We start from the raw sequence: 13,093 nt of genomic DNA, 5'->3' as shown, positions 1-13,093 counted from the left end.
ACTTATTAAAAACAATTATACAAAGGCCAACCGCATGTGCGGTTGGCCTTTTTCTTTATATTAACTGTCCATCTCTAAGCGTCAATATACGATCACATACATCAAGCATTCTTTCATCATGTGTAATCATAATAGCTGCTTTTTGGCTCTCTTTCACTTCACGTTTCATCATTTCAACGACTTCACGTGCACGTTTTGAGTCTAAGCTTGCCGTTGGTTCATCTGCTAGTATTAAATCTGGGTTGTTCATGAACGCACGAGCGATTGCCACCCTTTGTTTTTCTCCACCAGATAGTTGATTTGGATAATGATTTTTTCTTTCTCCTAATCCAAATGCCGCTAATAGGTGATCCGCACGCTTTTCAGACTCTTGTTTGTTGTCTTTTTTCAGCTTTGCAATATAAAGTAACTGTTCTTTCACATTTAAATACGGAACAAGGTTTGCGAACTGGAAAATGAAACCGATCTTTTTCAAACGTATATCTGTCATTTCCTTTTCGGATAACTGCGTAATATTTTGTTCACGAATGTATATATCCCCTTTTGACGGCGATAATAAAGCACCCGCAATTGATAATAACGTACTTTTCCCTGATCCAGAAGGACCGACGATTCCGATAAATTCTCCAGCTTTCACATCAAGCGATATCGGATGAAGGGCTGTTACTTCTGTATTCCCTTCTCCGTACACTTTACTTACTTTGTCTAATTTTAATAATGAAGTCATTACATCCCGCCTCCAATCGCTTCTAATGCATCAACTTTTAATACTTGATATAACGAAATAAGTGTTCCTAAAATACTAATGACGATAAAGATTGCTGCATATTGTGCAATCATCGGTGTTGTTAATAAGAACGGCATACCTGCTGGTAAAATTTGTTCTAATCCTTGTACAAGAACAATACTAATTACCATCGCAACGACTGATAAGAATAACGCCTGCACGACTAAGCTATTTGCTAAATAAGAGTTTTTCGTACCGATTGCTTTTAATACACCTAATTGCTGTGTTTTTTGCAACGTAATGACGTAGAAGAATACACCGATTAATAACGCAGCGATAACAAGTAAGAATGCAATGATCATCGTTAATGTTCCTTGCTCTTCTTTAAATCCTGGAATACTTTGCAGTACTTCTTTTTTATCAATAACATGAGCATTTTTAATCTCTTTATCTGTATTAAGTGCAATCGCACTATAATCTTTTTGATTTGGTTGCGAGATAGCGCCCCATACATCTTCGTTTACATATACAACTGGTGTATGGCTAAACATTTGGTCTTTCGTAAATCCAACGATTGTAAATTCTTTCTTTGAAACAGGATCGATAATTGTATCCCCAATATCGATTCCTTTTTCTTTAATTGATTCGTCAGCAACCATTTCATTATTCGCTGTACCTAATTTCTCACCTTTTACAATGTTCGGCTCTAAAAATGAATCACGTTCACTTGAGAAAATAGCAACGTCCACTTTTTTCGAACTATCTTTCTTTTCATACGTTGAAACTTTCACACGAAACGGAACTGCCTCTTTCTCGCCTACTTGATTTACTACGTTATCTACATCATCTTTCTTAATTTGTGAACGAAGTAATTTATTTTCCGCATCATCTGCTAAAACGAACTTGTTTGCCTCCATATTTTGAATCGATGAAGCATTATCATATGATAGTCCATTTGCTAATCCTGAAATAACAAGAACTAAAAATGATAATAACACCATAATCAGTCCGATTAATCCGTATCTTAATTTTGATTGTTTTAATTCACGCAGAGCTAAAAACATTTCGCTCGCTCCTTCCTCTTTCTTTCTATGCACTTATCATAAAAAAGAAATATGAACGGAATATGAACAGAAGATTACAGAGATTAAGATTTAATTTTCAGAAAGTATTGAAAATATTTGGAATCCTTGATACAATTCAGTCAAATAATCTTGACCGAGTAATTTTATTAAAGGAGTTGATCATTTTGAAGCCCGTATTAACACTCACTACTTATAGCCAACTAAAAGCATTAAGCGATCCACTACGTGCCGAAATGATGATACGTCTATGCGAACGTCCTTATACTGGACAATTACTATCTGAGAAATTCGGCATTTCAAGGGCGAAAATTCATTATCATTTAAAAGAATTAGAAAAGAATGGTCTTATAGAGATTGTTTATACAGAAGAAAAGAATGGCATTGTTCAAAAGTTTTATCAATCTGTCGCTAAAGGCTTCACCCCTGCCACAGATCTATTACCTCATTTAGAAATATTAAGCGAATCAGGTCGCCAAATCTTTTTACAAATGATAGAAAGAACGAAAAGCCAAATTCTCGCTGCACCAGAGGAAGCTTTTACATTACGAAATGCAAGTGAAGACCCAGCTAAGTGGAATTACGTTTCATCTTGCTGGGAATTTGATGCTACGCCAGAACAATTTCAAGTGTGGGTAAAAAGGTTTTATGAATTGATGGCTGAATTAAGCGAAATTACAAAAAGTGCAGATAAAGATCCGAATAGTAAACCTTATTATATTTCTACTACTGCACTTCAAATTGCTGAGAGAACAATGCACCAATTTATTAAAGAAGAAGAAAAATCGTAATACGATTTTTTTTACTGAGACGGTCAAATTTATTTTACCGAATAAATTTATTATAAAGGAGTAGATTAAATGGACATATTAAAAAACCGGAATTTCCTCTTATTATTTTTAGGGAGAATTTTTACAAACATAGGAGATAGCTTGTATTATGTAGCAGCGATGTGGCTCGTATATAGGCTAAGTGGCAATCCTTTTTATTCTGGATTAGCTGGTTTCCTTACGTTATTACCTTCTGCATTACAATTTCTTACCGGTCCATTCGTTGATAGATGGTCAATAAAAAACACCCTCGTCATCACACAAGTTTTGCAATGCATTCTTATTTTAATCATTCCTATTACACACTACTTCGACCTATTAACAGTCCAATTACTACTCATCATCATGCCCATCGTAGCCTTTATCGAACAATTCGCCTATCCCGCACAATCGAAAGCTTTACCACTTCTACTGAATAAAACACAATTATTAAAAGGAAATTCACTCTTCTCATTTGCGTATCAAGGCATCGATTTAATTTGTACAACTCTTTCTGGCATATTAGTAGCACTACTAGGTGCCATTACTTTATATGTGATCGACTCTCTTACATTCGCGATTACTGCCCTTTTATTTTTTTCATTAAAAATGCCAAAACAAACCGAAACGGGCACATCACTATCAACTAAGCAATATTTCTCTGATTTAAAAGAAGGTTTTTCAATCGTCTTCCGTTCATTAATGAGCGTATTCTTAATCGGTTCAGTAGTCGCTAATTTTTCAATCGGTATGACGATGGCCATACTCCCTTCTTTCGCTGATTCTTTAGGAGGCGTGAAATCATATGGCTTCTTCTTAGCTGCTATATCAGCAGGTAGTCTCATTGGTGCATTATTCAGTTCCTGGGTTGGCAAACGTAATGTTGGCCATGTCTCTATTATTGGCTTTGCGACTGGCGCTATCTTTTGGTTTCTCTCTACAATCGTACCGTTTCAATGGCTATCTATTCTCTTATTCGGCCTAGCTTGGATTCCAATTGGAGCCACGAACATATTATTCGCGACAATTAGTCAAATTGTAATTCCAAATCAATATATTGGACGTATCAATTCAGTGATGCGAAGTATGGGCACAATCGCTATGCCGTTCGGTTCTCTAATTGGTGGATATACGGCAAATGTATTTAGTAGCCAACTCATTTTCGCACTCGCTAGTATCGGAATTTTATTCATTTCTCTTGTATGGCTGCTTCATCCGAAATTACGGGCTTTGCCGAAAGCTGATGAGATTACAACGGATACTTTTGGGGTTCGGTTTAAGGAAGAGCGCGGGAAAGGTGCGGCTTTATAGCAAACCAAACATAACCCCGTTCTAAATTGGGGACGGGGTTAAAAATATAGTTATTTCATTTTGGATGTAAAATACTTCACTAAAAATATAACAATAAAGTCGTTTGAATATCTAAATTTTATTCAACAATAGCACCAACTTAAAACGGCAGTTAACGCTTTGATGGCCAAGCACTCTGCATTTTCCTTAATTGAATAATTTGTCCTGTATGATAAGCATCGTGAAGCATAATATCCAGTAACTTACCCTCAAGTGAATTTTGTTCAAGTTCTTTTTCAGAAATTGCACTTAATACCTGTCTTAAATTACATTGAGCATTTTCAGAACGTTCAACGACCTCCTTCCATTCCTTATCACCATTAGATTGCTTAGTAAGATAAAAGGTTTCATCACCGTCGAGATTATGTGTCCATTCACGGCCTTCCAAGTTTGCAGCAAGTCTCTCTTTGTAATAAATAAGATGATTAACGTTCTCCCAAATGGTTTTCATTCCCTCTCCAGATGGTTTCCACATAGCCTGTTCGGCTGTAAGTCCTTCTATAGCATGTTTAAACGGTGCATACCAACTCTCTTTATCGAATGTTGAATCTAGTGCGTTTAATAACACGTCAACTCGTTTCAAAGTAATTTCCTCCCTAAATAGTTAAAGTTTCAATAAAATCCTTATAACTCTGTAGAGATTCTACATTTTCAAATAAACTTCCTCCTAATCTTATTCCACAAACAAGTCCAATTATAGAATAGGATTACTCATATTTTTTCACTTTACATGTAGAATAACGGACAAAAAAGAAGAGGCGTTCGCAAACAGCCTCTTCCATCTATTTCGGAAGTTCAACCCGAACAGTCGTCCCTTCCCCTTTCGTACTATACACCGAAACTGCCCCTTTATGCAGTTCAACAATTTTCTGCACGATTGATAATCCTAAGCCACTACCTTCTACATTTCTTGCCCTTGCCGTATCTACTTTATAGAAACGATCAAAAATACGATCCATTCCTTCTTTTTCCATACCGATTCCGTTATCGGATATAGAGATTATAACGCTAGACTCTAACTCTTCGACAAAAAACTCAACCGTCCCACCATCATTTGAAAACTTAATGCTATTCGTAAAAATATTACTCCATACTTGATGAAGTAAATTTTCATCACCTTGTATTGTAATGTCTGGTACATCAAATTCAACGGCAATATCTTTTTCACGCCATTTCCATTCGAGCATAAAAATGACGTCTTTAATTTGCTTTTGTAGATTGAATTCTTTTATTTGTAATACTTTTTCTTCTTTATCTAAAGAAGCTAGCGTAAGTAACTGTTTACATAAACTAGACATTCGCTTACTTTCGCCCTCGATAATTTGTAAGTAATGGTTTCTTTCTTCTTCACTCATCTTTTCTGTTTGCAATGTTTTCGAAAATCCTTGTATGGAAGAAAGCGGCGATTGAAATTCATGCGAAACGTTCGAAACGAATTCTTGTCTCATTTCATCTAATTCTTTTATACTTTTCGTCATCTTTTGGAAGCTTGTAGATAACGTTCCTATTTCATCTTTTCGTTTTACGTCTAATTCAATTTCATATTCGCCACTTGCAATTTTTTGCGTAGCTTTCGTAAATTTACGAATTGGGCGAACGATATATCCTGCTGCAATCGCAATAAAAATAATACTTAATAACACGATAAAACCAAGTAAAACCGCTAAGAAAATTCTCATTTCACCAAATTGTTGCTGAATGTCAGGACGAATAAATAAAGCGTATTGTTTATCACCGTGTTTTAACGGTACACCGACACTATTAATTAATTCATTATCGAAGAATCCTGTAATAAAGAGCCTCGTTGGATATGTGGAAACACCATTAAACGTTTCCCCCTGCAATACTTTACGAACCGTATCATCACTTATCGTTATTTTACGAAACGCGTTGCCGATACGCTTTCCATTCATTTGGTCGTCTACAATATAAATTTCATACCCTAACTTCGCAATAGATTGTAAATAATCATATTTATTTTCTTCATTTTGCTTTTCATATAACGATTTAACTTCCTCAGCATAGTTTAAAATCTTTTCACTATTATACGGTTTTAACTTCACTTGATAATATACATTCGTTAATAAAAAACCGATAATACTACTAAGAAGCATAATACCTACTGTCATAAAAACGAATCTAGAATATAGTGATTTCATTTTATTTCAACTCCAACTTATAGCCGAGTCCGCGCACTGTCGTAATTTGAAAATCATCTGTTCTTTTTGAGAAACGATCTCGTAGTCTCTTCACATGAACGTCAACCGTTCGTTCGTCCCCTTCGAAATCCATTCCCCATACTAATTCAATTAACTCTTCTCTTGAAAATGTTCTTCCAGGATAACTAGCTAATTGCGATAATAATTCAAATTCCTTCAGCGGAAGCAAAATCGTTTGACCGTTACACTTTACTTCAACACCTTTACGATCAATTGTCGTCCCGTGAAGTGTAATAATGTCTGCACTCAACATTTGATAACGGCGCAACAAAGCTTTCATTCGAAAAATGACTTCAGCTGGCTCAAACGGTTTTACAATATAATCGTCCGTACCAGAAATGAATCCTTTTTCTTTATCAACTAACTGATCTTTCGCAGTTAATAAAATAACCGGTATATCATGATACTTCCGGATTTCTTCACATAACGTATAGCCATCAACAAACGGCATCATAATGTCTACTATCGCAAGATGAATATTTTCCTTCTCTAAAACGTCTTGCGCTACCTTTCCATCTTCCGCTTCAAAAACTTTAAACCCCTCTTTTTGTAAATGGTAATGCAATAATTCTCTAATATGCTTATCATCATCAGCTAATAAAATATGTATCATCTTCATTAAACCCTCTCTCGTTCATCCTTCTACATCCTTACATTAAGAAACAATTGGATTTTTTGCAAGAAAAAGAAAAACAAACCAACATTTTAAGATAAATAAAAAAGAATCTATTTTGAAAAAAGATTATTCAAAATAAATTCTTACGTTTTAGTATTAAGATTATTTTAATGAAAAGTAATTTCTATGCTTTAGAAATATCAACAAATCCTTCTCCGAACACATCACGAACATCGTGTATAGCGATGAACGCAGCCGGATCTGTAGTTTGAACAATCCGTTTTAGCTTCACTACTTCTTGCTTATTAATAACAACATAAAGAATTTCCTTCGGAGTTTTCGTGTAATAGCCATGACCTGAGTACACAGTAACCCCTCTGCCCATTAAGGTAGTTACCTTCCCGGCAATTTCATTCGGGTTATCAGAAATAATCGTAATGGCTTTCTTCGGATTTAAACCTTCAATTACAAACTCCATCACTTTCGTTGCTACATATAGCATAATAATTGTTATCATCAGTTTTTCTGCACCAATGATGAAATAAGATGAAAACGCAACAATTAAATCGAAGAACAGTAAACCATAGCTAATGCTCCATCCTAAATATTTATGCGTCATTCTTGCTAAGATAGTAGTACCTGCAGTTGTTCCGCCAACGCGAATAATAAGGCCAATCCCGCACCCAATAAATATTCCTCCGAAAATGGCATTTACGAGCATTTCATCAGAAGCAATCGTCCAACCTTCTGTTAAATGAAGAAATAGCGAGTTCGTAACTACAGCGATAATCGTATAAATTGTTGTGATCTTGTTTAAAAATTTATAACCAGCTATTAACAAAATCGCATTTAAAATTAAGTTGACTAAACCTGGTGACCACTCAAATAAATAGTACGTAATAATCGTGATACCTGTTACCCCGCCCTCACCAAACTCGTTCGGGATAACAAACAAATTGACACCTAACGCAAAAAGAAATGCACCAATAATAATAAAAATAATGTCTGTCGTTCTTTTTTTCATACAGTACCTCACTTCTTATGTAAATATTTATTCTGCTATAAACTCTCACCATTATATCGTGGAATATTCAAATCGAACAGTGGTTTATTTTTATTTTAATATAGGGTAATAAATCAACTTTATCCTATATCCACATGTAATTTAAAAAGTAAAATAACTGTATTTATTATGTACTACAAATAAAGTTTTGATTTCACATGCAGTTCACCCTAAAAAATGTATATGAACACTCTCACTCGCACAAACTTCAAATACAAAGCAAATAGGCGAAGCTATAGAATAGACTTCGCCTCAAGCGTGTAATCATAGAGATTTATATGAGATTTTATATTCATAAATTCCAGAAATAAATTTACTTATCTTTCTCCATATATTCTTTAATCTTTCGTTCTTCCCACTCTTTTCCGAATATCCCAAATGGAAAAGTCGTCAATCCGTGTATAACGATACCAATCCCCCAACCTGCGAGTGGATATAAAAACCATAATTTACTTGAATCAGAACTTATATTTATAATAAAAAGCATTAAGTTCACTAGTATATAAACCGTTAAATGAATGTAAAATGCTTTTAAATTCTCCATTCTTTTTTTAGCTCGTAAATAAACATCATCTCGCTCCACCCTTAAACACCTCTTTCAATATTGTATTTTTAACCTTCGCTCCAGTGTTAACATCATATTCTAATCGGAAATCCAGTATTCTCAAAAAAACATAAAACAAAAAAGTACCCATCGAATTATCATACATATGATGATTCGATGGGTACTGCATGATACATTTGTTATTTACAAGCGTCTAATTAAGACCAAATCCAAACATCATCATTATTTTCAACGTCGCTCTTTACCTCATGAACTTTTTCAATGTTGTCCGTTGTGTTCCAGTTAATAGAACTTCCGCCCCAGCCTACATATTTCATATCAATTTTTACTTTCTCACCTGTATGAAATACTTGTCCCTTCGTTAAGAAAACGTCAATACTATCTTTCTTCCCATTTAGTGATGGATACTCAACTACGACATACTTAGTAGAACCGTCTCCCTCATCTTCCATCGTTCCTATTTTTGATACTTCGCCAATTACATAATCAGGTGAGCCATCTTCTTTCATGTGCATACCTAACTTGTTTGTTGTATTTTCAACTGCAGTTGCAACCATATATTCTGTAAAATTACGCATCATAGATCCAGTCGCTTTTACTTCGTCTCCTACTTTCACATTTGAAAGTGAATCCATATACACACTAACAGGCTCCTCATATTGCTTAGATTTCACAACAATCACACCATTATCCACTTCTACTACTCGTCCTTCTAACGTCGAGAAATTCGATTCAATAGAAGCCGCACTCGCTTTCGTTACTTCTAATCCTGGTACATTCGTTCCTGATAATGCTGCGATCCCTAAAGCACCTGCTAAAATTATTTTTTTCATACCCATATGTAACCTCTCCATTCATGATGATTTTATTTGTTTGATTGGCTAAGACCAACCTGTAATCATTATAGTTACAGGTTATAAAAATAACAACCACTTTTCTCATGCAATGTTGCATACTGTAATTTTTAAATATAAATCGATTATTCCTATATTCAACACTACTGCTAAATTCTTGAATATCAGCAGGTAAACGGATTGATGATGAAGAAACTACTGTCATGCAGCATATTTTTCAATGCTACGGTTTGTATAATCGTAGTTCATTACATTATGTAGGGGCGGAATTCATATGTTAATAAAACCAAAGAGATTACAGGCAGGAGATATCGTAGCAACAGTAAGTGCTTCATGGGGAGGAGCGGGTGATTCTAAGCTAAGATGGCGTTATGAGCAAGGAGTAAAGAGATTAGAAGAAGTATTCGGGCTTACAGTTATCCCAATGCCAAATAGTTTAAAAGGTAGCGAATACCTTTATAACAATCCAGGGGCTCGTGCGGAAGATTTAATGACAGCATTTAAAGATACGCGTGTTAAAGCAATTATTACGAATATTGGTGGCGAAGATAGTATCCGTTTACTACCTTATATTGATTTTAATGTGATACGTGAAAATCCGAAAATCTTTATGGGGTACTCTGACGATACCGTTTCACATTTATTTTGTCATAAAGCAGGAATTTCCTCTTTTTACGGTCCAGCAATCTTAACCGATTTTGCTGAAAATATAGAGATGGATTCATATACGATTGAAACAGTGAATCGAACTCTCTTTTCAAATGAGATTATTGGTGAAATTCAACCAGCTAACGAATGGACGAGTGAGCGTTTAGAATGGATAGAAATAAATAAGGATACAAGACGTACGATGCAGCAAAACAACGGATATGAGGTCCTTCAAGGATCTAGGACTGTACGAGGACGTTTAATTGGTGGTTGTATTGAAGTATTGGAATTCGTAAAAGGAACGGAACTTTGGCCTGAGAAAAAGCATTGGGAGAATAGTATTTTATTCTTTGAAACATCTGAAGAACATCCAGAACCAAACTATATAAAGTATTGGTTGCGAAATTATGCAGCGCAAGGCATTCTGCAAAAAGCAAAGGGAATCATCTTCGGTAAACCGAAAGACGAAACATATTATGAAGAATATAAACAGGCAATACTTAAGATTATGAAGGAAAATAATTTAGAAGATTTGCCGATTCTTTATAATTTAAATTTTGGCCATACTGAACCGAAGTTTATTTTACCTTACGGTGCGATGGCAGAAATTGATTGTGAAAATGGATCTTTCTCTATTTTGGAAAGTGGAGTGGAGTGAAACTTTCAATAAGTAAAGCCATATGTTTTATAATTATGTTTTCCTGATCCTAGCGTATTTTTATTTTATTAGCTTGATAGCGATATGGCAGGACTCAAATCAATAAAAACACTCCTATGAGATATGACTGTGAATTGTTACTTTTTAAATGATATGGAGATTACTTATCTAATGATAAAGGGGGATTTACGTGTATGGAAGTAACATTTACAGTAAGGAAATGGGATGAAAAACCAATTGATGATAATAGAAAAGATTTCCCTATTAATATTGCCCATGTTGAATATGATATTGATGGGGAATTAAAAGGAAAAGCTTTTGTTGAATACTTATTATATTATTTAGACTCAAATATAAATGACGGTCACTTGGCTACTGCTAAAATTTCTGGATTTTTACACTTTGAAGGAATTTATAAGGGGCAACAAGGAACATTTACAGCTATAGAGCAAGGAATATTTGATAAAGGAAATTTAAATTCCCCAGGAACAATTATTAAAGCTACTGGTAACTTAGAAAGTCTGAGAGGGTCCTATAACTATCAGTTTACAGGTCAAACCAGTAAACTAATTTTAGAATTTGAAATTTAGCAAAATACCCTATAATTTAGTGGAAAGGACATTTCTTGTAATACTAAGAATGTCCTTTTTATTGACGAGCTTATTCAACTATTTTCTAATCGTTAAGAAAAGAACAGAGTATAATACATAAAATTTTCGTTATGGGTAGGAATTAAAACTCTAAGCCTGAGAGGCATGGGCCCCCACTTATTCATTACTTCTCCTAATAATTAAAGAATAATCCCTGAAAAACTCCCCTTCAATACTTCTTTTTCAAGTTGATTCATACATGTAAACATCGCAATAATCTTCGTACGATTTTTTTCATCGGGTTCAAATTTTTCAATTGTTACGTCACATCGAATCGTATCCCCACTAAAAACGGGACGTAAAAATTCAAAATCCATCTTGCGAGCTAATACGTTATAATCACCGCCAACTTTCGTAGGCAGTGTTGATGTTAAAAGTCCTTGTACAACAAATCGCCCTTGTTCATCAGGTGTAACATGATGAACTCCCTCATCCTTAGATACCTCTGTAAATAAAACAACATCTTCTCTTGTAAACGTTCGCTCAAAGGTGATTTTTTCGCCTACTTGCAATTTCATTGATACCCCTCCTCGAAAACACTTTTAAAATAAGAAAAACCGAAACTAAAAATCATTTCGGTTTTTCAATCTAAAGAAGTTTATATTTACTTTAAAGAATGTACAAACAACCCACTGCGCAGTTTCGGTTCAAACCACGTTGATTTTGGCGGCATGACTTCCCCAGCGTCTGCGATTGCTAATAAATCTTCCATTGACGTTGGATATAATGAGAACGCTGCTTTATATGCACCGCTGTTCACAAGGCGCTCTAGTTCTTCTAACCCGCGGATTCCGCCTACAAAATCGACGCGTGAATCAGATCGCGGATCATGTATTTCAAGTACTTGGCTTAATAGATGGTCTTGCAGAATAGACACATCTAAACCTTTCACAAGGTCGTTCGCATCAAACGTTTCCTCTTTCACAGTGAGCTTATACCACTTCTCGTTTATATACATACCAAATGTTTTCGGCTCATTCGGTTTATACGGAGAACCATTTGCTTCTTCTACATAAAAATACTGCGTAATTTGCTTTAAAAACTGTTCCTCTGATAAGCCGTTTAAATCTTTCACAACTCGGTTATAGTCCCAAATTGATAATTCATCGTGAGGGAATAGAACGGATAAGAAGAAATTAAATTCCTCTTCTCCTGTATAATTCGGATTTTGTTCTCTTCGCATAAGTCCTACTTTTGCTGCTGATGCAGAGCGATGATGTCCATCTGCAATGTACAAGTTCGGAATATCTTCAAATGCGTTTACTAAAGTGGCAATTACACTTTCATCTGCAACCTTCCAAGCAACATGCTCAACGCCATCTTCTGCTGTAAATGTATAAATTGGCGCATGTTCTTCTTTCCAGCTGCTAATGAAACGTTTCACTTCATCTTTTGTACGGTACGTTAAAAAGATAGGGCCCGTATTTGCATCACACACATCAACGTGACGGATGCGATCTAATTCTTTTTCATGACGCGTTCTTTCGTGTTTTTTAATTGTATCATCATCATACTCATCAATAGATGTACAAACGACAAGTCCTGACTGCGTTCTTCCTTGCATCGTCAGCTCATAAATGTATAATGCTGGCTCCTCATCTTGAATGAACACTTCTTCTCGTATAAATTGCTTTAAATTTTCACCCGCTTTTTCATATACGCGATCATCGTACGGTGAAAGTACCGGATCTAAATCGATTTCTGCTTTATCAACGTGTAAGAAAGAATACGGATTGCCTTTTACAACTTCTCTTGCCTCTTCACTATTTAATACGTCATACGGTAAAGCCGCAACTTGTGCTGCTTTTTCTTCTACTGGACGAATGGCCCGAAACGGTCGGATTTTTGCCAA

Annotated in this window: 14 protein-coding genes; 4 read left to right on the top strand and 10 right to left on the bottom strand. The window is 35.2% G+C overall.

What is annotated here, in order from left to right; all coding sequences use genetic code 11:
• Nucleotides 1-55 precede the first annotated feature (55 nt).
• A complete protein-coding gene (locus tag A6J74_RS28835) occupies nt 56-727 on the bottom strand; it encodes an ABC transporter ATP-binding protein (RefSeq protein WP_000202590.1) in 672 nt (223 codons plus the stop codon).
• Entirely contained in the window at nt 727-1,791 is a 1,065-nt protein-coding gene (locus A6J74_RS28830; protein ID WP_000477763.1) for an ABC transporter permease, read from the bottom strand. Before A6J74_RS28830 ends, A6J74_RS28835 begins: the two co-directional genes overlap by 1 nt.
• A 185-nt stretch (nt 1,792-1,976) precedes the next feature.
• Here A6J74_RS28830 and A6J74_RS28825 point away from each other — a divergent pair, with 185 nt between their 5' ends.
• Both A6J74_RS28825 and A6J74_RS28820 read left to right on the top strand, forming a co-directional pair.
• A complete protein-coding gene (locus tag A6J74_RS28825) occupies nt 1,977-2,600 on the top strand; it encodes an ArsR/SmtB family transcription factor (RefSeq protein WP_000805791.1) in 624 nt (207 codons plus the stop codon).
• A gap of 69 nt (nt 2,601-2,669) precedes the next feature.
• Nucleotides 2,670-3,929 (top strand): MFS transporter, encoded by a 1,260-nt coding sequence (locus A6J74_RS28820; RefSeq protein ID WP_000353376.1) that lies wholly within the window; start codon nt 2,670-2,672, stop codon nt 3,927-3,929.
• A gap of 151 nt (nt 3,930-4,080) precedes the next feature.
• Here A6J74_RS28820 and A6J74_RS28815 read toward each other — a convergent pair whose 3' ends face one another.
• The 6 genes from A6J74_RS28815 to A6J74_RS28790 form a co-directional block, all read right to left on the bottom strand.
• A complete protein-coding gene (locus A6J74_RS28815; RefSeq protein WP_000831966.1) occupies nt 4,081-4,551 on the bottom strand; it encodes a DinB family protein in 471 nt (156 codons plus the stop codon).
• 199 nt (nt 4,552-4,750) lie between these two features.
• Entirely contained in the window at nt 4,751-6,127 is a 1,377-nt protein-coding gene (locus tag A6J74_RS28810) for a sensor histidine kinase (RefSeq protein ID WP_000839531.1), read from the bottom strand.
• 1 nt (nt 6,128) lies between these two features.
• Nucleotides 6,129-6,806 (bottom strand): response regulator transcription factor, encoded by a 678-nt coding sequence (locus A6J74_RS28805; RefSeq protein ID WP_000781961.1) that lies wholly within the window; start codon nt 6,804-6,806, stop codon nt 6,129-6,131.
• 181 nt (nt 6,807-6,987) lie between these two features.
• On the bottom strand, nt 6,988-7,827 hold the full coding sequence (locus A6J74_RS28800) for a YitT family protein (RefSeq protein WP_000747488.1): 840 nt from the start codon (nt 7,825-7,827) through the stop codon (nt 6,988-6,990).
• A gap of 352 nt (nt 7,828-8,179) precedes the next feature.
• Nucleotides 8,180-8,449, bottom strand: coding sequence for a 2TM domain-containing protein (locus tag A6J74_RS28795; RefSeq protein WP_000438987.1), 270 nt, complete (start codon nt 8,447-8,449; stop codon nt 8,180-8,182).
• A gap of 179 nt (nt 8,450-8,628) precedes the next feature.
• Nucleotides 8,629-9,270: a F0F1 ATP synthase subunit alpha gene (locus A6J74_RS28790; RefSeq protein WP_000525500.1), complete on the bottom strand. Its 642-nt coding sequence runs from the start codon at nt 9,268-9,270 to the stop codon at nt 8,629-8,631.
• Nucleotides 9,271-9,559: 289 nt separating this feature from the next.
• Between A6J74_RS28790 and A6J74_RS28785 the strand changes: the two genes are divergently transcribed.
• Nucleotides 9,560-10,591 (top strand): S66 family peptidase, encoded by a 1,032-nt coding sequence (locus A6J74_RS28785; RefSeq protein ID WP_000905852.1) that lies wholly within the window; start codon nt 9,560-9,562, stop codon nt 10,589-10,591.
• A 194-nt stretch (nt 10,592-10,785) separates the two neighbouring features.
• Nucleotides 10,786-11,181: a DUF3224 domain-containing protein gene (locus A6J74_RS28780; RefSeq protein ID WP_000454074.1), complete on the top strand. Its 396-nt coding sequence runs from the start codon at nt 10,786-10,788 to the stop codon at nt 11,179-11,181.
• Between the two features lie 200 nt (nt 11,182-11,381).
• Here A6J74_RS28780 and A6J74_RS28775 read toward each other — a convergent pair whose 3' ends face one another.
• Both A6J74_RS28775 and A6J74_RS28770 read right to left on the bottom strand, forming a co-directional pair.
• Nucleotides 11,382-11,759 carry a hotdog family protein gene (locus A6J74_RS28775; protein ID WP_000776365.1) on the bottom strand — a complete coding sequence of 126 codons (378 nt, stop codon included), beginning with the start codon at nt 11,757-11,759 and terminating at the stop codon, nt 11,382-11,384.
• 86 nt (nt 11,760-11,845) lie between these two features.
• Complete coding sequence (locus A6J74_RS28770; protein ID WP_001063084.1) at nt 11,846-13,093, bottom strand: DUF1015 domain-containing protein; 1,248 nt, start codon at nt 13,091-13,093, stop codon at nt 11,846-11,848.

The sequence above is a fragment of the Bacillus sp. FDAARGOS_235 genome, assembly GCF_002073415.2.
Classification (GTDB): domain Bacteria; phylum Bacillota; class Bacilli; order Bacillales; family Bacillaceae_G; genus Bacillus_A; species Bacillus_A toyonensis.
This window is presented reverse-complemented; position numbering and strand designations above follow the sequence as displayed.

What these genes read in the sequence shown, in the direction of transcription:
- A6J74_RS28835 (WP_000202590.1), bottom strand. Translation starts at nt 727, where the DNA reads ATGACTTCATTATTAAAATTAGACAAAGTAAGTAAAGTGTACGGAGAA.
- A6J74_RS28820 (WP_000353376.1), top strand. Translation starts at nt 2,670, where the DNA reads ATGGACATATTAAAAAACCGGAATTTCCTCTTATTATTTTTAGGGAGA.
- A6J74_RS28830 (WP_000477763.1), bottom strand. Translation starts at nt 1,791, where the DNA reads ATGTTTTTAGCTCTGCGTGAATTAAAACAATCAAAATTAAGATACGGA.
- A6J74_RS28805 (WP_000781961.1), bottom strand. Translation starts at nt 6,806, where the DNA reads ATGAAGATGATACATATTTTATTAGCTGATGATGATAAGCATATTAGA.
- A6J74_RS28780 (WP_000454074.1), top strand. Translation starts at nt 10,786, where the DNA reads ATGGAAGTAACATTTACAGTAAGGAAATGGGATGAAAAACCAATTGAT.
- A6J74_RS28810 (WP_000839531.1), bottom strand. Translation starts at nt 6,127, where the DNA reads ATGAAATCACTATATTCTAGATTCGTTTTTATGACAGTAGGTATTATG.
- A6J74_RS28800 (WP_000747488.1), bottom strand. Translation starts at nt 7,827, where the DNA reads ATGAAAAAAAGAACGACAGACATTATTTTTATTATTATTGGTGCATTT.
- A6J74_RS28775 (WP_000776365.1), bottom strand. Translation starts at nt 11,759, where the DNA reads ATGAAATTGCAAGTAGGCGAAAAAATCACCTTTGAGCGAACGTTTACA.
- A6J74_RS28785 (WP_000905852.1), top strand. Translation starts at nt 9,560, where the DNA reads ATGTTAATAAAACCAAAGAGATTACAGGCAGGAGATATCGTAGCAACA.
- A6J74_RS28790 (WP_000525500.1), bottom strand. Translation starts at nt 9,270, where the DNA reads ATGGGTATGAAAAAAATAATTTTAGCAGGTGCTTTAGGGATCGCAGCA.